The 23,740-nt window shown below is 72.1% G+C and carries 18 protein-coding genes; 4 read left to right on the top strand and 14 right to left on the bottom strand.

What is annotated here, in order from left to right:
* Positions 1–144: 144 nt before the first annotated feature.
* Complete coding sequence (locus tag ACH4OW_RS16040) at positions 145–852, bottom strand: FCD domain-containing protein (RefSeq protein WP_360136671.1); 708 nt, start codon at positions 850–852, stop codon at positions 145–147.
* Between the two features lie 135 nt (positions 853–987).
* Here ACH4OW_RS16040 and ACH4OW_RS16045 point away from each other — a divergent pair, with 135 nt between their 5' ends.
* Both ACH4OW_RS16045 and ACH4OW_RS16050 read left to right on the top strand, forming a co-directional pair.
* Positions 988–1,512: a gluconokinase gene (locus ACH4OW_RS16045; RefSeq protein ID WP_360136672.1), complete on the top strand. Its 525-nt coding sequence runs from the start codon at positions 988–990 to the stop codon at positions 1,510–1,512.
* A gap of 53 nt (positions 1,513–1,565) precedes the next feature.
* Complete coding sequence (locus ACH4OW_RS16050; RefSeq protein ID WP_360136673.1) at positions 1,566–2,963, top strand: gluconate:H+ symporter; 1,398 nt, start codon at positions 1,566–1,568, stop codon at positions 2,961–2,963.
* Here ACH4OW_RS16050 and ACH4OW_RS16055 read toward each other — a convergent pair.
* Positions 2,884–3,726: an AraC family transcriptional regulator gene (locus tag ACH4OW_RS16055; protein ID WP_398028164.1), complete on the bottom strand. Its 843-nt coding sequence runs from the start codon at positions 3,724–3,726 to the stop codon at positions 2,884–2,886. The genes ACH4OW_RS16050 and ACH4OW_RS16055 overlap by 80 nt on opposite strands.
* Before the next feature lie 54 nt (positions 3,727–3,780).
* On the opposite strand from ACH4OW_RS16055, the gene ACH4OW_RS16060 reads away from it, so the two are divergent.
* Positions 3,781–5,028, top strand: a complete 1,248-nt coding sequence (locus ACH4OW_RS16060) for an MFS transporter (protein ID WP_398028166.1) — start codon at positions 3,781–3,783, stop codon at positions 5,026–5,028.
* Between the two features lie 62 nt (positions 5,029–5,090).
* Here the strand turns inward: ACH4OW_RS16060 and ACH4OW_RS16065 are convergent, their stop codons facing one another.
* From ACH4OW_RS16065 to ACH4OW_RS16115, 11 genes are all read right to left on the bottom strand, one after another.
* Entirely contained in the window at positions 5,091–6,371 is a 1,281-nt protein-coding gene (locus tag ACH4OW_RS16065) for an MFS transporter (RefSeq protein ID WP_398028168.1), read from the bottom strand.
* Entirely contained in the window at positions 6,368–8,050 is a 1,683-nt protein-coding gene (locus tag ACH4OW_RS16070; RefSeq protein ID WP_398028170.1) for an AMP-binding protein, read from the bottom strand. The genes ACH4OW_RS16065 and ACH4OW_RS16070 overlap by 4 nt, the downstream gene beginning before the upstream one ends.
* Positions 8,047–11,247: an FAD/NAD(P)-binding protein gene (locus ACH4OW_RS16075; RefSeq protein WP_398028172.1), complete on the bottom strand. Its 3,201-nt coding sequence runs from the start codon at positions 11,245–11,247 to the stop codon at positions 8,047–8,049. The genes ACH4OW_RS16070 and ACH4OW_RS16075 overlap by 4 nt, the downstream gene beginning before the upstream one ends.
* Positions 11,244–11,705: a cobalamin B12-binding domain-containing protein gene (locus ACH4OW_RS16080; protein ID WP_398028174.1), complete on the bottom strand. Its 462-nt coding sequence runs from the start codon at positions 11,703–11,705 to the stop codon at positions 11,244–11,246. Before ACH4OW_RS16080 ends, ACH4OW_RS16075 begins: the two co-directional genes overlap by 4 nt.
* Positions 11,706–11,750: 45 nt before the next feature.
* A complete protein-coding gene (locus tag ACH4OW_RS16085; protein WP_398028176.1) occupies positions 11,751–12,860 on the bottom strand; it encodes a fatty acid desaturase in 1,110 nt (369 codons plus the stop codon).
* A gap of 133 nt (positions 12,861–12,993) precedes the next feature.
* The gene (locus ACH4OW_RS16090; RefSeq protein WP_398028178.1) at positions 12,994–14,217 is read right to left on the bottom strand and encodes an ATP-grasp domain-containing protein; all 1,224 of its coding nucleotides are present in this window, start codon (positions 14,215–14,217) and stop codon (positions 12,994–12,996) included.
* Between the two features lie 2 nt (positions 14,218–14,219).
* Positions 14,220–15,449 carry an MFS transporter gene (locus tag ACH4OW_RS16095; RefSeq protein ID WP_398028180.1) on the bottom strand — a complete coding sequence of 410 codons (1,230 nt, stop codon included), beginning with the start codon at positions 15,447–15,449 and terminating at the stop codon, positions 14,220–14,222.
* Entirely contained in the window at positions 15,449–16,675 is a 1,227-nt protein-coding gene (locus tag ACH4OW_RS16100; protein WP_398028182.1) for an ATP-grasp domain-containing protein, read from the bottom strand. The genes ACH4OW_RS16095 and ACH4OW_RS16100 overlap by 1 nt, the downstream gene beginning before the upstream one ends.
* Positions 16,665–17,930: an ATP-grasp domain-containing protein gene (locus tag ACH4OW_RS16105; protein WP_398028184.1), complete on the bottom strand. Its 1,266-nt coding sequence runs from the start codon at positions 17,928–17,930 to the stop codon at positions 16,665–16,667. Before ACH4OW_RS16105 ends, ACH4OW_RS16100 begins: the two co-directional genes overlap by 11 nt.
* Positions 17,923–19,833: a hypothetical protein gene (locus ACH4OW_RS16110; RefSeq protein WP_398028186.1), complete on the bottom strand. Its 1,911-nt coding sequence runs from the start codon at positions 19,831–19,833 to the stop codon at positions 17,923–17,925. The genes ACH4OW_RS16105 and ACH4OW_RS16110 overlap by 8 nt, the downstream gene beginning before the upstream one ends.
* The gene (locus ACH4OW_RS16115) at positions 19,823–20,173 is read right to left on the bottom strand and encodes a 4Fe-4S dicluster domain-containing protein (RefSeq protein ID WP_398028188.1); all 351 of its coding nucleotides are present in this window, start codon (positions 20,171–20,173) and stop codon (positions 19,823–19,825) included. The genes ACH4OW_RS16110 and ACH4OW_RS16115 overlap by 11 nt, the downstream gene beginning before the upstream one ends.
* An 847-nt stretch (positions 20,174–21,020) precedes the next feature.
* Between ACH4OW_RS16115 and ACH4OW_RS16120 the strand changes: the two genes are divergently transcribed.
* Positions 21,021–22,259: a pyridoxal phosphate-dependent aminotransferase gene (locus ACH4OW_RS16120; protein ID WP_398028190.1), complete on the top strand. Its 1,239-nt coding sequence runs from the start codon at positions 21,021–21,023 to the stop codon at positions 22,257–22,259.
* Positions 22,260–22,341: 82 nt separating this feature from the next.
* Here the strand turns inward: ACH4OW_RS16120 and ACH4OW_RS16125 are convergent, their stop codons facing one another.
* On the bottom strand, positions 22,342–23,730 hold the full coding sequence (locus ACH4OW_RS16125; protein WP_398028230.1) for an FAD-dependent monooxygenase: 1,389 nt from the start codon (positions 23,728–23,730) through the stop codon (positions 22,342–22,344).
* Between the last annotated feature and the right edge of the window lie 10 nt (positions 23,731–23,740).

A 23,740-nucleotide genomic window follows, 5' to 3' on the forward strand; every position in this document is an offset into this window, starting at 1 on the left:
CGCGCCGTGTGGACACAGTTATGCCCGGACAGGCCGCCGTGGGGAAGGAACAAGGCCGAGAACTGCGGTGCGGAAAGGGAATTCAGCGGTCGACCACGAATTCCCGTACGGGGGACCACGACGCGAAGCCGTGGCCGGCCGCGACTACGGTGCGAGGACGTCCAGTTCGGCCATGGCGCCGGCGGTGATCTCGCGGGTGAGCGCCTCGGCGCGGTCCGCGTCGCCGGTGCGTACCGCCTCGGCGACCTGTACGTGCAGGGTCACCGCGGCCGGGTCGGGGTCGGTGAACATCACGTGGTGGTGGGTGCGGCCGGTGAGGACGGCGGCCACCACGTCGCCGAGCCGGGCGAACATCTCGTTGCCGGAGGCGGTCAGCACGACGCGGTGGAAGGCCACGTCGTGCACCAGGTACGCGTCGAGCTGCTGGCCGCGCGAGGTGGCGACCATGCCCATGGCGTGCTCGGTCAGCTCGGCGCACTGCTCCGGCGTGGCGTGGCGGGCGGCCAGGCCCGCCGCGGCCGGCTCGACGGCGGAGCGCAGCACGGTCAGGGAGCGCAGCTGCCGGGGGCGGTCGGGGCCGTCCAGCCGCCAGCCGATGACGCGGGGGTCGTAGACGTTCCACTCCTCGGTGGGGCGCACGGTCACGCCGACCCGGCGCCGCGAGGCCACCAGGTGCATGGATTCCAGTACCCGTATCGCCTCGCGGATGACCGTGCGGGACACCTCGAAGCGCTCTTCGAGCTCGTCGGTGCGCAAGATCGTGCCGGGCGGGTACTCGCCCGCGGTGATGGCGGGTCCCAGGGACTCCAGTACCCGCGCGTGCAGCCCCTGCCCCGCCCCCTGGTTCTCCATGGGGCTAAGCCTACGTTCCCGCGGCGGCCCGACTTTAAGTATGACTTTTACGTCACAGAGGCTTGAATACGTCGTATCTCATGGGTTTCAGTGGGACGACAGACCGATGTCAAAGAGGACAGCGAGGTACACGGGATGAGCACCCACGTCATCGTCGTGATGGGCGTGGCCGGCACCGGCAAGACGACGATCGGACCGCTGGTGGCCGCCGGCCTCGACGTCCCCTACGCCGAGGGCGACGACTTCCATCCCCCGGCCAACATCGCCAAGATGTCGGCCGGCACCCCGCTGGAGGACGCCGACCGGTGGCCCTGGCTCGACGCCATCGGCGTCTGGGCCCACGGCCGGGCCGGCCGTGGCGGCGTCGTCAGCAGCTCCGCGCTCAAGCGGGCCTACCGCGACCGCCTGCGGGCCGCCGCGCCCGGCATCGTCTTCCTGCACCTGACCGGCGACCGGTCGCTGATCGAGTCCCGGATGGCCGAGCGCAAGGGCCACTTCATGCCCACCGCGCTGCTGGACTCCCAGTTCGCCACCCTGGAGCCGCTCGGCGCCGACGAGGCGGGCGTCGCCGTCGACGTGTCCGGCACCCCGCAGGAGATCGCCGAGCGGGCCGTCACCGCACTGCGCCACTACGACACCGGCCTGACCACCCCCGCGTAAACCGCTCCGGGGCCACCACCACAACCAGCACCAGTACCCCTTAGGGAACAGCCGTGACACATCTCAGCGTCGAGATGCTGGCAGCGGACGCGACCGAGCCGATCACCTCGGCCGGTCACGCGCAGCTCGGCATCGCCGTCCTCGCGGGCATCGCCGTCATCGTCCTGCTCATCACCAAGTTCAAGCTGCACGCCTTCCTGTCGCTGATCATCGGTTCGCTGGTGCTGGGCGCGGTGGCGGGCGCACCGCTGGACAAGGCCATCGCCAGCTTCTCGTCCGGCCTCGGCAGTACGGTCGCGGGCACCGGCATCCTGATCGCGCTCGGCGCGATCCTCGGCAAGCTGCTCGCCGACTCCGGCGGCGCCGACCAGATCGTCGACACGATCCTGGCGAAGGCGAGCGGCCGCGTGATGCCGTGGGCGATGGTGCTGATCGCGGGCATCGTGGGCCTGCCGATCTTCTTCGAGGTCGGCATCGTGCTGCTGATCCCCGTGGTGCTGCTCGTCGTCAAGCGCGGCAACTTCTCCCTGATGCGCATCGGCATCCCGGCGCTGGCGGGCCTGTCCGTCATGCACGGCCTGATCCCGCCGCACCCGGGGCCGCTGGCCGCCATCGACGCGCTGCACGCCAACCTGGGCGTCACCCTGGCGCTCGGCGTGGTCGTCGCGATTCCGACGGCGATCGTCGCCGGTCCGCTGTTCTCCCGCTACGCCGCACGCTGGGTGGACATCCGCCCGCCGGAGAAGATGGTGCCCGAGCGGGCCTCCGGCGAGCTGGACAAGCGTCCCGGCTTCGGGATCACCGTCGCCACCGTGCTGCTGCCCGTCGTGATGATGCTGGCCAAGGCCCTGGTGGACGTCGTCGTCGACGACAAGGGGACGACCGTCCAGCGGGTCTTCGACGTGGTGGGCTCGCCGCTGATCGCGCTGCTCACCGCCGTCATCGTCGGCATGTTCACGCTGGGCCGGTCGGCCGGCTTCACCAAGGGCCGGATCGCCTCCACCGTCGAGAAGTCCCTCGCGCCGATCGCGGGCGTGCTGCTGATCGTGGGCGCGGGCGGCGGCTTCAAGCAGACCCTGGTGGACGCGGGCGTCGGCCAGATGATCCTGGAGCTGTCCAAGGACTGGAACATCTCCACGCTGCTGCTGGCCTGGCTGATCGCGGTCGCGATCCGGCTCGCGACCGGCTCCGCGACGGTGGCCACCATCTCCGCCGCCGGCCTGGTGGCGCCGCTCGCCGCCGACATGTCCACCACCCACACCGCCCTGCTCGTCCTCGCCGTCGGCGCCGGTTCGCTGTTCTTCAGCCACGTCAACGACGCGGGCTTCTGGATGGTGAAGGAGTACTTCGGCATGAACGTCGGCCAGACGATCAAGACCTGGTCGCTGATGGAGACGCTGATCTCCGTCGTCGGGATCGTGTGCGTCCTGCTGCTGTCCCTGGTGTTGTAGCCGGGCCCACGAGAGCCCGGTGGGCGCCCGGCGTGTGTCCGAACGACCGGCGGAAGGCATCGATGAAGGCGCTGGCCGAGGCCCAGCCGCAGCGGTGCGCGATCGCGGTCACGGACAGCGCCGGGTCGTCCCGCGTCAGCAGCACCAGGGCGTGGTGCAGGCGCAGCTGCGTACGCCACTGGGGGAAGGTCATGCCCAGGTCGGCGCGGAAGAGGCGGGCCAGGGTCCGTTCGCTGGCCCCGGCCCTGGCGCCCAGCGCGGCGAGCGGGCGCGGGTCGGCCGGGTCCTCCCGGAGCATCGCGCAGACCGCCGCCAGGCGGGGGTCGCGGGGCCTGGGCAGGTGCAGGGCCTGGAGCGGGGCGTGGCGCAGCTGGTCGAGGAGTACGGCCAGCAGGCGCCGCGCCTCCGGCGTACGGCGGCTGCCGGGACCGCTGTACGCGATGATCAGCTCGCGCAGCAGCGGGCCGGCCGCCAGGACGGCGGGCCGGTCGAGGCCCAGCGGGTCGGCGTCCACCGGTACGCCCACGGTGTGCAGGTCGGTGTCCCCGTGCGCCCGGTGCTCGTGCACCGTTCCGGCCGGGATCCAGATCGCGCGGGTGGCGGGGGCGACCCAGCTCCCGGCGCCCGTGGTCACGGTCAGCACCCCGCGCCCCGCGTAGACGATCTGGTGGACGTCGTGCGCGTGCGCCGTCACTTCCGAACCCTGCGGCAGAAAACGGGTGACGGTCGTGATGTGCGGCGGATGATGGCGGAAAACCGGCATGACGTGGCAGCTTATTGGAAGCCCGCCACCCGGTGCGGTCACGACGATCGACGCATGACGACGAAGCAAGCGGCCGCTGCCCGGCGGCCCGTCACGATGATGGCCGTCGGCCACGCGGCGGTGGACTTCTACCAGGGCGCCGTACCGGCCCTGGTGCCCTTCCTGGTGGCCGAACGCCACTACGGCTATGCCGCCGCCTCCGGCATCGTGCTGGCCGCCACCCTCCTCTCCTCCCTCGTGCAGCCCCTGTTCGGCTCGCTCACCGACCGCTGGACGATGCCCTGGCTGATCCCGGTGAGCACCCTGTGCGCCGGACTCGGCATCGCCCTGTCCGGACTCGGCGACTCCTACGTCCTCACGTGCCTCGCGGTCGCCCTCTCGGGCGCCGGCGTGGCCGCCTACCACCCGGAGGCCGCGCGGCTGGCCCGGGTCGCGAGCGGCGGCAGCCATGTCGCCATGGGCTGGTTCTCCCTCGGCGGCAACGTCGGCTTCGCCCTCGCCCCGGCCGCCGTCGGCCCGCTGCTCTCCGCGGGCTCGCTGAGCGCGTCGCCGTGGCTGGTGGTGCCCGCGGTGGCCGGTGTCCTGCTGACCGCTCACGTGATCCGCGCGCTGGCGCCGCGGGCGGCCGTGGCCAAGGCGGCGGCACGCAAGGCGGGCCGCGACGACTGGCCGGAGTTCCTGCGGCTGACGGCCGTCATCGTCTGCCGTTCCATCGTCTTCGTGGGCCTGAGCGCCTTCATCGCCGTCTACGCGCAGCAGCGGGTCGGCGGCGGCGCGGCCGCGGGCTCGGTGGCCCTGTTCGTGCTGTTCGCGGGCGGTGCGGTGGGCACCGTGCTCGGCGGCCGGCTGGCGTCCCGGTGGGGCCGGGTCCGTACGATACGGGCCGCCTACGCGGCCACCGTCCCGGCCGTCGCCGGGCTGGTCCTGGTCCCCGGCCCCGCGCTGTACGTCTTCGCCGCCCTTTCGGCCACGGCCCTGTACGTGCCGTTCTCCCTGCACATCACGCTCGGCCAGGACCTGCTGCCGAACCGGATGGGTACCGCGAGCGGCGTCACCCTGGGCCTGGCCGTCAGCGTCGGCGGCGTCGCCTCCCCGGCCATCGGCGCCCTCGCCGACACCACGGGCCTGCGAATCGCCCTGCTGCCGCTGATCGCGCTGTGCGCCGTGGCCTGGCTCGTCGCGCGGACGCTGACCGAGCCGGGCGAGCGGGTCCCGGCGCCCTCGGTGCGGGATGCCGGGCCCCGTACGGACCGAGGCGTACGGGACAGCGATCGCCCCACGGTGCGTCGGCCGGGCCGCTGACGAAGGGCGGTGCCCGGCGGGCGGCTCGGTCCGCGCCGGTGTCGGGCACCGGCTCGTACGGGTCAGCCCGACGGGTCGGCCGCCCGTACACCGGCCAGGTGGTGCGGCGGTCCCGCCGTGTGCGGCTCCGCCTGCTTCTTCCGGAAGCGCAGGGTCGCCACGGCGCTGACCGCCGTCAGGGCGGCCACCAGCACGGAGAAGGCGACGGCTGCCCTGAACAGGGAGCTCACCGCCGCCAGCACGCCCACACCGATGACCGGGACGGTCAGGCCGAGGTACGCGGCGACGAACAAGCCGGACACCGCCTGGCCGGCCAGGGCGGCCGGGGCACTGCCCGACACCAGGGCCATGCACGACCGGAACGCGGCCCCGGCGCCGGCCCCGCCCGTCACCGCCCCGAGGAGGAACAGCCACAGGGACTGGGTCGGCAGCGCCGCCACGATCAGTGCGAGGCCGAGCGGCACCACCACCATGCCGCCGAGCGCACCCGCGTACAAGGAGAGCCCGCGGATCGCCAGTTGTGCCAGACCAGCCGCGCTGAACGCCGCACACACCAGGACGCCCACCAGCAGCGGACTGTGCTGGTGCATGACGTCTTTCAAAAAGGTTCCGGTGAGGGCCGCCAGAAGGCCCAGCAGGGCGAACGCGGCGAAGACCGCGGGCCCCATCGCCAGGAACACCGGGCGGGACGAAGGGGGTACCGCGAGCCGTTGGATGCGCAGTTTCCCGCCGCCGCGGCTGACCGTCTCCGGCAGGCGGAGCAGCAGGAAGCCGGGCACCAGGCACAGTGCCAGCGCCAGGTAGGGCACGACGAGCGGCCACGCCACGAAGTGGGCGAGCACACCGCTGAGAAGCGGCCCGCCACCGAGGCCGAACATGTTCGTCGTGGACGCCACGAGCGCCGCACGGGCCGGGTCGGGAGACAGTTCCCGCAGGTAAGCGGTGGCCGCGCCGGTGGCCAGGCCGACCGAGACGCCGCTGAGGAACCGTCCCGCGATCAGTCCGGGAAGGGTGGGGAAGCAGATGAACACGAGACAGCTCAAGGCGGCGACGGCGAGGGCCGGTGCCAGCACCCGCCGCCTGCCGACCTTGTCGGAAAGCCCGCCCAGCAACAGCAGCGTGACCAGGATCCCGACCGCGTACATGGCGAAGACCAGGGCGATCAGCAGCGGCGACAGACCGAGGTCGTCGGCGTAACGCGGGTACAGCGGAGTGGGCAGGGCGCCGCCCAGCATGACGGCGAAGAGTAAGTAGGCGACGGTCCAGAACGGTGCCGCCGGGCGGGGCGGCTCCCCTGGCGTCACGCCCGGAGCGGACGAGGGGTGCGGAGAGTGGTGGGTCACAGTGCTTCTTTCTCTTGGAGCTGCGCCGCTACCTGCCGGCGGCGGATCTTCCCGGAGACGGTGCGTGGCAGGTCCGTCGTGAACGAGACGGAATACGGCCGCGCATGCGCGGGCAGCAGGTCCTGGCAGTGCGCCAGCAGCGTACGGGCCAGCTCGGGGCCCGCCGGGTGGTCCGCCCGGGGCACCACCACCGCGTGCGGGGCCGCTCCGCCGGCCGGGTGGGGCACGGGGACGACGGCCGAGGCCGCGACCGCCGCGTGGGCGTTCACGGCCGCTTCCACCTCGTGCGGGGAGACCCGGTGGCCGGCGGACTTGAACACGTCGTCGAGACGGCCGAGGACCCGGAGGTATCCGGACTCGTCGCGTTCTCCCAGGTCGCCGGTGGGATACAGCCCGTCCTGGCCCGGGGGCCGCGCTTCCTTGCCGGCCTCCAGGTACCCCTGCATCATGCCCGCGGGAGCCTGGGCCAGGTCGACGCAGATCTCGCCCCGGCGTGCGCCGGTGGTCCCGTCCTCGGAGCGCAGCGTGATCCGGTAGCCCGGCAGGGGCTTGCCCAGCAGGCCGGGGCGGTGCGGGAGGCCAGGGGACGTACCGATCAGCGCGGTCGCCTCGGTCTGCCCGTACCCGTCCCGCAGTGGCACGTTCCAGGCCGCGCGGACCCGCCGCGCCAGCTCGGCGTCCAGCGGCTCCCCGGCACTGGTCGCCTCGCGGAGCGCGGGACGTACGCCGTCGGGCCGCTGCGACAGCGCGCGCCACACGCTCGGCGGCGCGCACATCGAGGTGACCCGGTGGGCGAGCAGCCAGTCGGCCAGGGGGAGTTCACCGACCGGCCCGTCGGGCGGCACCACCACGGTGGCCTCCGCGTTCCAGGGGACGAAGAAGCTGCTCCAGGAGTGTTTGGCCCAGCCCGGTACCGAGACGTTGAGATGCCGGTCGCCCGGTACGAGGCCGTTGAAGTACATGCTCGACAGGTGCCCGACCGGGTAACTGGTGTGCGTGTGGCCGACCAGTTTGGGTGCCGAGGTGGTACCGGAGGTGAAGTAACAGAACGCGAGCGCGTCTGCGGCGGTCGCCTCCCCGGGGAGGAACGGGCCCTCGTCCGCCCGGTCCTCGTACCGGACCCAGCCCTCGCGCACGGCGGCCCCTCCCACGCCGATCCGCCGGCCCGGCAGCGCCACGCCGTCGAAGAGCGGAGCGTCGCCGTCGCGGCAGACCACGTGGGAGATGGCCCCACGCCGGACGCGGTCGGCCGCCTCCCGGCGCGTCAGCCCGCAGTGGGTCGGCACGACCACGGCACCGGTCTTGAGGCAGGCCAGGATCACCTCCCACAGCTCCCGCCGGGCATCCAGCGCGACCAGCACGCGGTCGCCGCGCCGTACCCCCAGTGCGGTGAACCAGCCGGCGGTACGGTCCGACTCCGCCGACATCCGGGCGAAGGTGACCTGGTCGGCGGTGCCGTCGGGCCGGATGAGGACCAGTGCGGGGTCGTGGTTGCCGTGCGCGATGACGTCGAACCATTCGAGAGCCCAGTTGAACTCGGCGGGACGGGGCCACCGGAACCGGTCCACGGCGGCGTCCTGGTCGTTGCGCAGCGACAGCAGCAGGTCGCGCGCCCGGCGGAACTCCGTGTGGGCGGGGGTGCGCCGGCGGGCCCAGTAGTCCGGGTGTGCGCTTCTCACAGGACGGCCTCCTGGCTTCCGAGGGCGGGGGCCGGCGCGGACAGCCCGGACAGCAGGCCGGCCGCGACGGCGTCGGCGTTCGTCGTGAACACGCCCCAGGGCCCCGGCCGTCCGCTGCCGACCTGGGTGAACCACCGGGTGTACTCCGTGGGGATGCCGAGCACGTGGAGGTCGGTGACGGGCAGCCCGTGCACGTCGACCGGGTGGAACGCGCCGCTGGTCACGTGGACGCCGCCGGTCTCCAGCACCCCGCCGGCGTCCCGGTTCGTGTACGTGGTGAACAGGCCGCGACGGCGCAGGTCCCGGGTGAGGGGATGCGGGTCGGTGCGGAGGTCGGGCGCGGGGATGCGGGCGTCCACCAGAATGTCGAACGGCAGCGGGTCCCCACCCACGCGGGGCGACCGGGCAACGAACCGTCCGGTCTCCTCGTCACCGGTGAACCGGGCGTCCGGGCCGACGAGTTCAAGCACCCCCGCCTCCATGAGCGCCAGCACCTGCTCCAGCCGGGAGGCCGGCGGCCCGGCGGACAGGTGGGAGCTGAGCGGTACGAACCCGGCCAGGAACTCCCGCTGGGAGGCGGCCGTGAGCCCGGTGTGGTCGACCGCCGCGCAGATCGTGCTCCGCACGTCGCGCAGGGTGTCCAGCGCCGCTTTCAGCGGCCCGTACCGGTTGCCGGCCGCGGCCTCCCGCAGGTCGGCGCGGATCAGCTCGGTCACCGCCTCCCGGTAGGCGGCACGGTCCTCGAACGTCCGGCCCGCGAAGGGCCGCGCGAGCGCCGTCAGGTCGGTGGCCACGACCGGGCCGGCCGCCGGGTACGCGGCGGCCTCCCGGAGCACCGCTTCGTGGGGGTCGGTCGCCGCGAGCGCCGCGCGGGTGGCCGACTCGACGAAACGCTTGGCCGTCTCCTCGTCGGCAGCGGCCCGTATCCGGCGCGCGCAGCGGACCAGGTCGACCTCTGCCATGAGCGGCGGAAGCACCTGCCGGGTGAAGTCGAGCTTGCCCTGCGCGCGCAGCTCCCGGATCCGCCCGGCGGTGAAGATCCGGGCCCGGTACCGGTCGGTGGCCTGTTTCTGGTTGCGTCCGCGCGCGGGCAGCGGCACGCCGCTGCGGGACCCGGCCAGGAGACGTGGCTCGCGTCCGCTGGGCACGTAACGCAGGCCGCTTCCCGCGGTTTCGAACCTCCCTCCGCGGCCCAGCGTCAGCAGCGCCATGACGTCGAAGAAGGCCAGCCCCAGACCGAGGACGCCCACCGCCGCGCCGGCCGGTACGTCCTCCAGCGGCATGTCGGCCGCCGAGTCACCCCGCACGTACCGCAGCGCCGGCCGCGTGGCGGCGAAGTCGGAAAGCGCCTGCTGGTCCGGGGACAGGCCGGGCCTGGCGTGTCCCGTGGCGAGGACGGCACGGTCGCAGTGCAGCGTCGTACCGCCCGCCAGTGACAGTTCCCAGCCCGCCCCGTCGGCCGGCCGGCGCATGGCCGTCACCGTGTCCACCCGCCGGTGCAGGGTCACCCGCGGCCCCAGCCCGCTCTCCACCGCGTCCAGTACGAAGCGGAGGTACTTCCCGTACGTCGCCCGGGGCGCGTACGCGTGCGGTCCCGCGGCGTCCGGCTCCTGGGTACGCCACCACGCGTCGAGCGCGGGACCGGCTCCCGCGCGTGGCGGTCCGCCGTCGGCCGGTCCCGAGAACATCGTGACCTCGCCCGCCGGAGTGTTCATCAGGAGCAGTTCGGACTGGTCGGGGCGCCAGATCCGGCCGGGGCCCGGCTCGTGCGCGTCGATGAGCGATATCTCGACCGGCCGTTCCGGTGCGTCACCGAGGCGGGCCGCGAGACGCTCCAGTACGGACAGTCCGCGGGGCCCGGCGCCGACCACGGCGATCCGGTAGGGCTCCCGGCCGCCGGGGGCCGCGGCCAGGGCGGCGCGGTCCGCGGTCAGGGCGGCGCGGTCATGACGCTCGGCTGTCGCGTTCAGCATCCGCAGCAGCTCCCCGGAGCGCAGTCCGGGGCGGTGCCCGGACCGGGAGGGGGCGACCGGCATCCGGCCGGGCCGTGCCCACACGAGACGCCCGTCGTCGCCGATGGCGCCCTGGCTCAGGCCGCGGTTGTCGGCATGCAGGCAGAACGGCACGTCCAGCAGCCCGGACCGGAAGCAGGCGAGGAGTCCGGTGCCCACGTCCGGGTGTTCCAGCACCGGCGCGACGAGGGCGCGGGCCTCCTCCAGCACCTGCGTACAGTCCACCTGGTGGTACCAGGGCAGCCTGCCCCGGGACCGGGCCGCGAGCGCGCGCCGGGCACTGCTCTCCAGCGCGGCCACGTTCTCGCTCACGTGCGGGATGCGGTGGGCCTCTGCCACGGTCTTGACGATCATCCGTTCCGCGCCGCCGCGCACGGCCACGTCGACCCCCGACCGCTGGAGCAGCGCGGCACCCTCACTGGTGCGCGGGTACACGCCCATGTACTGGTACAGGACCAGGTGCCGGTCGACGGACGGCGGCAGCAGTTCGTCGGCCAGGATGCGCAGCGCGGCAAGGGCCTCGACGTCCTGGACGGCGTCGGTCTGCTGCGCGTAGCTGAGGGAGACGCTCTCCGCGCCGTGCCCGACGAAGAACAGCGCTTCCAGCGCGCTCATGGCGATCAGCAGCGACGGCGGGCAGAGCTGGCCCAGCAGGCAGCCGCCGAAGGTCTCCAGATGTGCCCGCAGGCCGTCCTGCCTGCTGCGCTCCACGAGCAGTTCGGTGGCGTCACGCCACGCGGCGACCGACTCGGCGAGCGGAGTACGGCCGTACGGCAGGCAGTACGAGACCGGGCCGCCCTCGGTCGCGGTCAGCCCGGCGTCCGCCATGGTCGCGAAGATGTCGTACGGCTTCGCGGAACCGTGCCGGACCTGGACCGGTCGGTCGCCGGCGGCGTCGGCGGTCTCCGCCGTGACCCGGGGGCCGTGGACGACCAGCGGAAAACCGTTGAGCTTCCGGCCGGTGGCGAGCGCCTGCCGGGCGCCCTCGTGGTCGCCCACCCGGGTGTAGCTGTCCAGCGTGAGGGTGGCGATGGTGCGGGCGTCGCTGTCCGCCACCGCACGCAGGCCCGCCGACATCACCTCGGGTGTGCTCATCCCCATGCGGGGCTGCACCAGCAGGACGCCGTCCCGCCGGGCCTCGCTGACGTAACGGCCCATGTCCCTGCGGTGGCCGGGGGCGGTCACGGCCGGCCCGTCCGGGCGAGGCGGGCCGCCGGGGCGGGCAGCGCCGCCAGGTGGGAGACCAGCGCGGACGGGTCGGTCGCGTCGGTGAACACCGCGTCGAATCCGGCCTCGACCAGCCGGGCGGCCCGCTGGTGATCGCCGGCTCCGTCGATGCCCAGCTTTCCGCCGATGACCGCCGGCACGTCACGGGTGTCGGGGTCCGTACGCAGCGCGCGGATCATCCGCTCGCCGTCGAGGAATCCGTGGCCGTTCACGGAACTGATGACCACCGCGTCCGAGGGGAACCGGCGGACCGACTCCACCAGCAGGTCGTCGGGAACACAGGCACCCAAATTGATCACCTCGTGCCCGTTCTCCTCCAGCAACAGCTGGAGAAAAACGAGGTTCCAGGTATGAGAATCGGAGGAGACACTGGAAAGAATGATCCGGCGGCCTGGTCGAGTTAAGGTGTTGCTCACTTTTCTCCCCGTTGTGTGTGTGATCGAGCGTGTCTTCGGAGTGGCTCAGTCCTCGAACGCGGCGAACAGTTCCCGCTTGCTCACATCGCGGATACGGCCCACATCGAACTCATCCGGATCGGCAGTCGACAGAGAGTCGAATACCTTGTCGATCGCGGCGCCCAGTCCCCATGCACTGGTGTACGGAGGCCAGCCGGGACACCCCTTCTCCAGGTCTTCCTGGCGGGTGAACAGGTAATTGGCCCAGTCCTTCTTGGCGGGGTACCTGTGGTGGAAGTCATGGGCGGGAGTGTCACCCGTGATGACGCAGAAACGTACGGGTGCGTGGACGAAGAGCATGCGCAGCACCCACCGGGACCACGCGCGCACCCGGCGTGCCGGCGGCAGCCCGGCCGGCGGCACGGCCTCGCCGATGAAAACGGCATTGGTGAGCGAGCCGAAGTACTCCCGGCCGCGCTTCTCCGTGATTCCCGGAGCCGGGAAGGTGTGCTTGCAGCACAGTCGCAGGACATTGCTCAGCTGGAAGAGCGGAAAGAGCGGTACGCACCAGACCACCAGAAAGGCGGGCCAGGTGCCGGTCGCGATCGTCACGGTGAGCGCGGTGCCGTGAAAGACCACCGCCGCGATCTTCTCGCCCTTCATGGACCCGTGCCAGAACGACCGCATCCGGCCCCAGGCGAACGCCGCGTGGAAAAGCGGCGAGCACGCCTTCCCGGCCACTCTCCGGTACATCTGCCGCCGGGTCATGCCCGGATGCAGGTCCAAGCTGATGAGAAAAGCCTGGACGGTGGGGTCGCGCAGCGTCATGTGATGCGCGGCGTGATGGTCGCTGACGTGTTCGCGGCTGTAGCGCCGGAAATTCTGGACGATCAGCAGGCTGGATATGGCGCCTCCGATCGCCGTGTCGACGGCGCGCCTGCGGAACATGTTCCGGTGCGAGCACTGGTGGAAGATCATCATGCGCAGGTTGCGCATGCCGTGCAGCGTCAGCGCCCAGCCCGGCAGCAGGAGAAGCAGCCAGGCTCCCGAACCGGTCCAGCCCACGACACCCACCGCGACCCCGAGCACGGGCGTGAGCACCGCGTGGGCCAGGTGGTGCTGAGGGGTCCACCAGCCGAACGGCCGCTGCCCGGACAAGGGTTTCCCGGTGAACATGGTGAGCGGGTACTGCGGAAGCCGGCCGAGTACGCGCATCGATTCCCGTGGGTCCGGACCGTGCGGACCGGTCTCCGGTACCTGTGCAGCCTCTGTCGACGGCATGAGATTTCACCCCCGGTGGTGGTTCGGTTCAGACGTCTTGCGGCCGGAGGGTGACGGTGACGCGCTCCGCGGCGTCCCGTGCCCGTGACTGCGCCTCCCCGGCCGTGCCCCCGGTGGCGATGACCAGGCCCAGCCGGTCCCAGGAGGACCGCACGTCCTCGATCACGTCACCGGCGTGGCGGCTGATCTCGACGCGGGCCACCCCCGGTGCCGACCGGGCCTCTTCGACTCCGCCGACGGCCTCGACGACGCCGGGGCCAGGGCCGGTCACGAAGCGCACCGCCGCCGCCCGCCCCGGGAGCGACGGCAGGTCGCCGGGCTCGCCCAGGAGCATCCCGATCCACCGGTCGTGGACGTTGATCCCGTAAGCCAGGTCCACGAGTTCCAGGATCCGGTCGCCCGGCGGACGGGCGGCACACTCGATCAGCTGCGGGCCGGTCCCGGTACGTACCCACTCGGCGTGCAGGATGCCGCTGCCGAAGCCGACCGCGGCGATCAGGCGTTCCGTCTCCTGCCGCCACACCGGGTCGTCCTGCACCCCGATCGTGTGGCCGATTTCGACGGGCTGGGGGCCGGGCAGGGTGTGCTTGCGCGTGACGTTGCAGAACAGCACCTTCCCGTCGCGTACCAGCGCTTCCGTGCTGAACTCGGGCCCGTGCATGCGCTCCTCGGCGAGGTAGCGCCATTCCATCGGGCGGTTCGCGAGCTGCCGTCCCTCGTCTGCCTGGCTGCAGTAACGCCATGCCTCCTGCACGTCAGCGCCCGCGTCGAGCAGCAGCACTCCCAGGCTCGCCTGGCGTCCGGCCGGCTTGACGACGCAGGGGCCGCCCTGTGCGAACCGTGCGATGTCCGCCGCCGAACGGATCTCCTGGAAGGCGGGCCCCGCCATGCCCGCGGCCGATGTCGTCTCCCGCAGCAGGAGTTTGTCCCGCAGGACCGTGGCCGCGCCCACCCCGGGGCCGGGCAGCCCGAGCAGCTCCGCGGCCTGTGCGGCGGCGAGGACCGCGTACTCCAGCCCGGCGGCCACCGCGTCGAACGGGCCGAGCCCGGCGACCACGGACAGGAACTGGTCGTCCTGTTGGTAGCGGGCGAACTCGACTGGGCCCAGGCAGGCGTGTTTCGCCGCACGCGGCGCCAGCCCCTTGGCCTCCCAGAGGTCCTTCTCCTCGATGAGGGTGACGCTGCCCGCCGGGCGGCAGGAGTCGAGGGCGGCCAGCGCGGCGTCGTTGTATCCGATCAGCAGTAGACGCACGGTCAGCGCGCTCCTTTGTGTGTGAGGACGGCGGTGAGCACGCCGGCGGCGGCCAGCGTGTACCAGAAGACGGGGAGGCCACCGTGAGCGGCGGCGAGCGTGAAGAAGGTGCCGCCGACGAAGGAGCCGGCGGATTCACCGGCGGCGGTCGCCACCTGCCGGAAGTTGAGCACCTCCACCGCGGGCCGGCCGTCGCCCAGTTCGGCGAAGACCGTGCTCACCGTCGGGGTGAAGAGCGTCTCGGCCAGGGTGAAGACGGTGACCGCGGCGAAAGCGGCGACCAGGGCGTCACCCTGCACGCCGAGCACGGCGAACGAGCAGGAGAACGCGAGCAGACCGAGCAGGAGGTAGCGCATCGGGGGCCGTCCGCGCTCCATGCCGCGCTTCATGACGAAGGCCACGGGGATCTGTAGGACGATCACCAGCACCGCGTTGAGCGAGAAGAACGCCGCGCGCAGTGACGGTTCGGTGGTCAGCAGCGCGACCTGGAGGACGAACGCCGAGAACAGCTGGGCGTACAGCAGGGAACCGACCGCGGTCACCCAGGACGCCCGGCGGATGCCCGGGTCGGTGACCATCACCTTGAGCAGCCCGAGCCGCAGCGGTGCCCGGCCCGAGCCGTCCGACAGCCGCAGCCCCCGGCCGACGGTCGCCAGTACCAGCACCGCCGTGAGCGCGTACACAGCCGCCACCGACGTCAGCAGCAGACGGTAGTGCCGCCCGCTGAAGAGGAAGTTGGCCGCGACGGGCCCCACGGCGGCCGAGACGTTCACCGCGACCTGGATCGCGGAGAAGACCGCCGTACGGTCCCCGGGCGAGGACAGCGCGACCACGACATAGGCGCGGGCCGACAGGCCGTTGACGCTGATGCCGAACCCCGCGAGAGCCAGACAGCACAGCATCCCCGGCACCCCGGGAGCCCACGGCAGGGCGCCGAAGCCGGCCCCGGCCAGGAGCAGCCCGCCCGCCATGGCCGTGCGCACCGGCGCCCGGTGCAGGTACCCGCTGACGAACAGGGCGCCGCCGCGCATCGCCAAGGTCGAGACGAGGAGGGCCGTGCCCACCCACCACGCGCCCGCTTCCGGGTGCAGGTGCGGCAGCAGGACCGGCAGCACGGGCAGCAGGGTGAAGTACCCGAGGTGGGAGAACAGGTAGTCGAGCGTGATCGACGCGCCGACCGAACGCACCGTCGCGGTGGACGCGGCCGGCGCGGGCGCGGTTTCCGTGCCCATCAGCCGTTACCGAGGGCCACGTGCAGCGCCTTTTGGGCTTCGGCGAGCACGGCGTCCACCTCGTCGGGGCCGTCGGCCCCGGCGACGAGGACGCCGTGGCGGTCGGCGGAGCTCCGGACGGGGCCCAGGACGTCGCCGGGCGCGACATCGAGCCGGGCGGCTATCAGGCCCTCGGTGGCGGCGGCCCGCTCCCACCCCTCGACAGCGGTCACCCGGCCGGGGCCGAACACCAGGAACTGGGACCCCGCCGCGCGAGAGGGCGCGGGCACTGGTGGTGGCCGCTCACCCAGCAGGTCGTCCAGGAGGGCCCCGTACAGCTCGAAACCGGGCCGGGTGTGCTCGACGAGCGCGTGGACGAAGTCGCCTCCCGGCCGGGCGTGCAGTTCTCCGAGGACCACCTCGTGTTCGGGGGTGACCCAGAACTCGACATGGACGATGCCGTGGGTCACGCCGACGGCGGAGACGGCCCGTGCGACGTCGGCACGGGCGGTGGCCTCGGTCGCCGCGTCCAGCCCGGCGGGCATCCGGTGGCCCGTCTCGACGAAGCCGGGGCCGGTCTGCTTGCGCGTCACGCCGAGGATGTACGTACTCCCGCCGATCACCACGCCCTCGGCCGAGAACTCCTCGCCCCGCACGAACTCCTCCACGAGGAACGGCACATCGGCGCCCAGCGCCCCGACCGCGGCGGGCAGGTCGCGCGGCGTCTCGACGAGGGAGACACCGGCACTGCCCATGCCGTCCCTCGGCTTGACGATCCACGGGCCCCGGCCGGCCCGGCCGGCGAGGAACGCCCGCGCCTCGGCCTCGCCGGCCGCCACCGTGCACTCGGGCTGCCGGAACCCCGCGTCCCTCAGCACGGCCCGCGCCATGTCCTTGTTGCGGATGGTGCGGACCGCGCGGGGGTCGTTGCCCGCCACGCCCAGTTCGCGGGCCAGGAGCGCGGTGGGGAGCACCCCGCCTTCCTTCACCGTCAGCACCGCCGCCAGGCCGGGCCGCGACGCGGCGAACGCGGCCAACGCGTCCGGGGCGGCGAGGTCCACCGCCACCGTCTCGTGGGCGGGCATGCGCCACACGTCCGTTTTGAGCACGTCCGGGGAGTCCGCTCCGACCAGCCGTACGTTGCGGGAGGCCGCCTGCGCGGCGAGCCGGCGCAGCTGGTCCTGGCCGTGGGCGGAGGCCGACGTACAGCCGACCACGAGTACGGCGCGGGTCTCGTCAGGCGCCATGAATGATCCTTGTGCTGATGGCCTTGGTCGCCGCCTCCAGCGTGTCACGGACCGCGCCGTGCGAGTCGCCCGTCGCCATGACGGAGAGGATGTGGCCGGAGACGAAGTCGGCGGGCGGCACGTCCACGGTCTGGCCGGGTGCGCGGTCGATCGTGATGTGCTCGACGCCGGCGACGCGCAGCGCGTCCTCCAGGCCGTCGATGCTCCGCAGCGTGCCGGCCTGCTGTGCCAGCACCTTGGCGAGACCCGCGTACAGGACCGGCCGGCCGCCCTGCACCGGCGGCCGGCCGGTGGCCACGCGGACGGTGTTCTCGCAGAACGGCACCCCGGTGGCGAGGCCGACCAGGTGCGAGGTGATGAAGTCGCCGCCGCCCCTGGCGGCACACTCGACCAGCTTCGCGCTGCCGTCGGGGCCGACCATGCACTCCAGGTGGAAGGCGCAGTCGTCCAGCCCGAAGGCGCCGACCACGGCGTGGGTCAGCTCGTGTACGGACGTGAGCCGGTCGGCGGCCAGGGCGCTCGGGAAGACGTGGCCGGTCTCCAGGTGGTAGTCCGGGGTCGTGACTTTGTCGGTGACGCCGGCGATGAAGACCTCACCGCGGTGCACCCAGCCCTCGACGCTGTGTTCCGTGCCGTCCAGGAACTGTTCGATCATGATCTCGCCGGCGTGCCCGGTGAAGACCCGGTCCCGTTCCGGCCGCACGTAGGCCGACAACTGCTCGAAGGCGGGCCGCAGCTGCTGCTCGTCGCGCACCGTGTAGATGCCCTTGCTGCCGTTGCCGGAGACCGGCTTGAGCACCAGCGGGTACCCGATGGCAGGCGCCGCAGCGGCGGCCTCCTCCCAGGTGGTGACCCGCGCGAAGCGGGGGATCAGGTCCGGCCGGTGCGCAAGGCTCCTGCGCATCAGGTATTTGTTCCGGGACACCTGCGCCGCCGCGACGGTGCAGGCGGGCAGGCCGCGCTCGGCCGCGATCCGGCTGACGCTCGCGACGGCCGGGTCGGACCAGGTGACGATGCCGGCGACGGTGTGCTCGGCGGCGATCGCCTCGACGGCCGCGTCGAGGGCCGCGTCGTCGAACGTGTCGAGCTGGTGCACGGCCCGGACCACGTGTGCGGGCAGGTCGGTGGGAGGCTGGTCGGCGATCAGCACGACACCGTAGCCCTGCCGGTGCGCGGCGAGGATCTCCGCGCGCTGCTCAAGGTGGGTGCGGCGCACGTTCACATAGATGAGCACGCCCTGATCCGGCTCAGACATGGTGTTCCTTTTCGTTCTCGGCGATGGTGATGCGGTGCCAGTGGTGGTCGAAGGCGGTGACCTCGGTGGCCACACCGGCTTCGGCGGCCTCGGCGACCAGTTCCGTGACCCGGGCGAGGAAGTGGGCGATCGTGGTGACGGCCGACAGGTCGTCCCGCCCGAACGGCTCGCCCTCGCACCGCAGGACGCGCAGATCGGTGAGGCTCACGAACGGAAAGCCGGCCACCAGGACTTTCTCGGGGCTCCGTGCGGAGAAGCGGATGTTGTTGGTGACGTGCCCGCGGTGATGCAGGTGGGAGTGGTACGCGAGGTCGGGCAGGGCGTGGGGGGCCAGGAAGTCCCGGGCCTGGACGGCGGGGTCTTTCGGCAGGTTCCCGGGCATCACGTGCCAGGTGTTGTACTGCATCCGGGCGGACATCGCCCACGCGGAGTCGGCCAGTTGGGCCCGGTCGCCGTCGTACAGTGAGCCGGCGTTCTCGCCGGGGACCACGCAGCAGTAGAAGGCCGGCAGTTCCCAGGAGACGATCTCGGCCCAGTCCTCCCGGCGCAGCGCGTCGATCAGTTTCGGCAGGGAGCGGATGCCGCGGCTCATGGCGAAGTCCGCCGAGAACAGTTCGGCACTCGCGCTCACCGTGGTGTGGATCAGGGCCTCGAATCCGGTGGGGTGCCCGGACCGGGGCTCGTGCAGCCACTCCCGGTCGGCGCGCAGTCCCGCGAGCAGGCCGTCGAAGTCGCCGCTGCCGGGCAGCAGTTCCGACAGGCGCTCGCAGACGCCCGACTCCTGCGGGGAGGGCCGTGAGGTCCGGGGGAGCGCGCGCTCGGTCTTCCGCCGGGTGCTGGCGTCGATCTCGTAGTACAGCCTGCGCCGCCCCACCAGACTGGCTCGCGCCTGTGCCAACCGGTGCGCCACGGCGAGGAGTTCCCGGACCGGCGGAGTGCCCTCCGGTACCGGGTCGAGGACCGTTTCCGCGCCCGCCTCCAGATAGGTCCGCCGCATCGCGCGGAAGTTCTCCGCCACGTTTTCGAGCGACAGCTGGTAGCCGTTGAAACTCTCGATGCGGTTCGGCCCGCCGGAGGAGTGCAGCAGCCACAGGCAGGTCACCACCACCGCTTCCTCGTCCGACCACAGGTCCAGCGGCAGCCGGTCGAGATGGTGGAAGAAACAGTCGGGGTGGGTGGGCAGCAGCGTCTTGCCGGTCAGATTCCCGTCGTCGCGCAGGTTCGAGTAGACGTTTCCGCCCTGGTAGAGCTGCACCGGCGGGACCAGGAACACCGCCGACCGCAACGTGCCGACGGCCTCCCTGCGGCCCTCGGCGCCCAGTTCGGACAGCAGCGACCGGCATTCGCGCACCTCGAACTCGGCGAGCCGGTCGGCCTCCGGCAACAGCCGCCGGTACTCGGCGAGGTCTGCCTCGCTCCACGAGATGCGCGCGGCGACACCGAGGGCCGCCGCCGACGCGGGTAGCGCGCGGCGCCCGGGAAGGGTGATGGCCAGCCTGCCCTGCGGAGTCAGGGAAAGGGCGCTGGTGAAGACCGCGTCGGGGTCAGGTCCGTCGTGCGCCACCGGCCCGCCGGCGCTGCCGCCGTCCCGTCCGGGCCTGGTGAGCACCCGGACCGCCGCGACCTCGTCACGGGCCGGCGCACGCCAGGCGTGCTCGGCCGCCAGATGGCCGTCGAGCGTGATCAGCGTGTTGATGAGCGTCCCGGTGTCGGCCGCACCACGCGCACGGTGCAGCGTGGTCCGCAGCAGCTGCTCGAAGCCCCCTCCGTCCAGGACGCGGTCCGGCGCGGCCGTCGTGCCCGCCCTGCGGTCACTGCGGCTGGGGCGTTTGCTGCGCCGGGCTTCCTCCATGGCCAGCCGACGGGCGCTCTGGCCGGTGCGTGCCGGACGTTCACTGGTCACGGAAGTTCACCTGGCCTTCGACGTAGGCCCAGAGGGATTCCGGGGTGGCTTCCCACTCCGCGTCGGGGTAGATGCAGTCCACGGGACACGCCTGTACGCACTTGGCGCAGCCGTTGCAGAGCTCGGGAACGATCACCACGTCCAGCCCCTGGTTGTAGATCGCGCTGAACTGGGGAGGGCAGGCCCTCATACAGGAGTCGCAGCCGATGCATTCGGCCGGTTCGATACGCCGGGGGTCCTTCTTCCACTCGGTGTTGCGGCGCCGCTCGTTCAGGCGCTGCTCAAAAGTCGCGGCGGGAGCCGCAGCGCCTTCGAGGTGCTGCATGGATCGCTGTGACATAGCGCTTCCTGGCATGTCGGAAAGTGGGCAGGGCATAGCGAGGGGCTGGCGCACATAACGCGCCCATACGTCAGGGGACTTGACGGTGGTGGGAAATGGAGGGGCACGATGACCGACTGGCCACACGCCGACGACACTGTCCTCGCCCTCTTACCATCCCCCGTGGACTGAACGCGGTCTGCGGCCCGGTGGCCGCGCACAGCGTTCGTTTGTATGCATCCGAACGAATCCGGAGCATTTCCGCGTCTCCGGCGGGCGGAAAACGCGTCGCATTGCGTGGACGAGGGAGAGCGGCCCTCGTCAGTGGTCCATGACCGTAGCCAGGGCGCAGTTAACGATCAAGAGGGTGTCCGGCGTTTGATTCCCGCCGGCGGCGACCGGAAGCCTTGGCCTTCCCGTCACGTTGGGTGATCAAGGCGCGGTCGCGGCGGCGTGGTTTCCCGTCGATCACAGGCAACAGCACGGAAACACGGCCGGAATCTTCTGTTCCGCAAGCACGGTCCGTCATCGGCATTCAGATGGCCCGCTTTTTGTCAACCACACCTGACACGCCAGTGTTTTGAGTTAGGTCACCTTGACGGCCGCGGCTCAATGTGCCGACCAAGACGGGGTCTTCGGTCTTTTGGCGGCGATGACGGGCAAGGAGGGGCGTAATGCCCCGTTGTATTAAAAGCCTGATTTGATTCGCGGGCATCGGGCCATGGGTGGCCTTCCGGCGGGGCGTACCCCGCTGCCGCTCCGGGAGTTGGCACCGGCGCGGCGAAAACCTCACGTTTGGCACGCGGTTGCCCGTCGGTGCCGCAAAGGTCCTCGGACGAGGGAAGGAGACGATGTAATGATGGCTCGCATGACTGACGCACAGCCGCACGAGAATCCGGCCCAGGACGCGAGGATCTCCACCCGCGTTGCTTCCATTTCCGAATCGATGACGCTGTCCATCGACGCCAAGGCCAAGGAACTGAAGGCCCTTGGGCGCCCGGTGATCGTCTTCGGCGCCGGCGAGCCCGACTTCCCGACGCCCGACTACATCGTCGACGCGGCGGCCGAGGCATGCCGGGAGCCCAGGAACCACCGCTACACCCCGTCCGGCGGCCTCCCCGAACTCCGCGCGGCCATCGCGGAGAAGACCCGGCGTGACTCGGGGTACGCGGTCGAGGCGGCCGACGTGCTGGTCACCAACGGCGGCAAGCAGGCCATCTACGAGGCGTTCGCCACCATCCTGAACCCGGGCGACGAGGTGATCGTCCCGGCTCCGTACTGGACCACCTACCCGGAGTCGATCAGCCTCGGCGGCGGCGTCCCCGTCGTCGTCACCGCTGACGAGACCTCCGGCTACCGGGTCTCCGTGGCACAGCTGGAGGCGGCGCGCACCGAACGGACCAAGGCGCTCCTGTTCGTCTCGCCCTCCAACCCGACCGGCGCCGTCTACACCCGCGAGCAGGTCGAGGAGATCGGCCGCTGGGCGGTGGAGCACGACATATGGGTGATCACCGACGAGATCTACGAGCACCTGGTCTACGGTGACGCCGAGTCCGTGTCGATGCCGGTGCTCGTACCCGAGCTGCGCGACAAGTGCATCATCGTCAACGGGGTCGCCAAGACCTATGCCATGACGGGCTGGCGGGTCGGCTGGATCATCGCACCACGGGATGTGATCAAGGCGGCGACCAACCTGCAGTCGCACGCCACCTCCAACGTCGCCAACGTGTCCCAGGCCGCCGCCCTCGCCGCCGTGTCCGGCGATCTCTCGGCCGTCACGGAGATGCGTGCCGCGTTCGACCGCCGGCGGGGCACGATCGTACGGATGCTCAACGAGATCGACGGTGTTGTCTGTCCGACCCCCGAAGGTGCGTTCTACGCCTATCCGTCGGTCAAGGGCCTGCTCGGCAAGGAGATCCGGGGCAAGCGCCCGCAGACCTCCCAGGAGCTGGCGCAGTTGATCCTGGAGGAGTGCGAGGTCGCGACCATCCCCGGTGAAGCCTTCGGTACTCCGGGCTACCTGCGGATGTCCTACGCCCTCAGCGACGACGACCTCGTCGAGGGCGTCGAGCGGATGCAGAAGCTGCTGTCCGAGGCGCAGGACTGAGCGGTCGCCCGTTCCCCGGCGCCCCGCGCGGGGCGCCGGGGGGCTCGGCGGCCAGGGCGCCCCGCCCCGGACCGGCAGAGCTCTACCGCTGTGCCACGGCGGTGCGGACACCGAACCGTGCGAGTTCGTCCGGCAGGCCGGAGGCGTCGTCGGCGGCGTACGCCACGTAGCCGTCGGGCCGTACGAGGAACAGGCCCTCGCCGTACGCGTCGCGGGCGTGGCCCTCGGAGTCGAGCAGGTCGGGGTCCTGGCCGCCGACGCGGCACGTACGGATCATGTCCCCGTCCAGGGCCGGGGGTTCGGCGTCCCCGACGGCCAGCAGGGTGAAGTGCGGGCCCTGGAAGACGTCGAAGAGGCGGCGCGGGGTGCCGTCAGGGGCGGTGCAGGGCGCGTCGGGGGCCCGGTTGCCGGCGCGCAGCGCGCCGTCGGCGAGGCCGGTGCGCCGCTCGGTGGCGAGCGGCCCGTCCGGGTATCCGACGCCCATCTGGTGCAGGTCGCGGCCGCGCCGCATGTCGCCCGACCGGTGCAGCCGGGTGCTGGTGGCCAGGATGCTCTCGGCGACCGGCCGCCGCTCGGCCTCGTAGCTGTCGAGGAGGGAGTCCGGCGCGCCGTGCCGGATGACCTGGCCCAGCTTCCAGCCGAGGTTGTAGGCGTCCTGGACGCTGGTGTTCAGGCCCTGGCCGCCCGCGGGGGAGTGCACGTGCGCCGCGTCGCCCGCGAGGAAGACCCGGCCCACCCGGAACCGGTCGGCCAGGGCGGCGTTCGGGCGGAAGGTGGAGGCCCAGCGCACCTCGCCCAGCTGGTCGAGGGAGAGGTGGGTGCGCTCCGCGATCAGCTTGCGTACCCCGTCGGGCGAGGTGTCCGGCGCGGTGCCGGAGTCCGCGAAACCCGCCATGAGCAGGAAGTAGTCGTACTTCGGCGGCGCGAGGAGCGCGACGAAGTCGGTGGCCCGGAACTCGCCCCACATGTGCCAGTGCTCCCGGTCCAGCCCGTCGAGCCGGATGTCGGCGACGAGCATCGGGTGCGGCGCGACGGACTGGCCGGTCATGGTGACGCCGAGCGCCTTGCGGACCGTGCTGCGTCCGCCGTCGGCGGCGACGAGGTAGGAGGCGCGCACCGTACGGGTGGTGCCGTCGGCGCCGGTGACGCGGGCCTCGACGCCGTCCGCGTCCTGGGTGAAGGAATCCAGGCAGGTGCCGAACGCGACCGTGCCGCCCAGCTCGGTCAGCCGCGCGTACTGGATCTCCAGGTTGCGCCACTGCGGGAGCAGCAGCGTGGTGCTGTACGGGGCGGCCGGCGTCGGGACGCCGGGTTCGACCATGACCTGCTCGTCGACCATGCGGCCGTCCGACCAGATGCCCCGCGGCGGGTACGTCCCGCCGGCCTCCAGGACGGCGTCGAGCACGCCGAAGTCCTCGTACACCTCCTGGGTGCGGGGCTGGACGCCGTTGCCGCGGGTGCCGGGTGCCAGCGGGTGCGCT

This window comes from Streptomyces sp. NPDC017056, assembly GCF_044332485.1.
GTDB lineage: Bacteria > Actinomycetota > Actinomycetes > Streptomycetales > Streptomycetaceae > Streptomyces.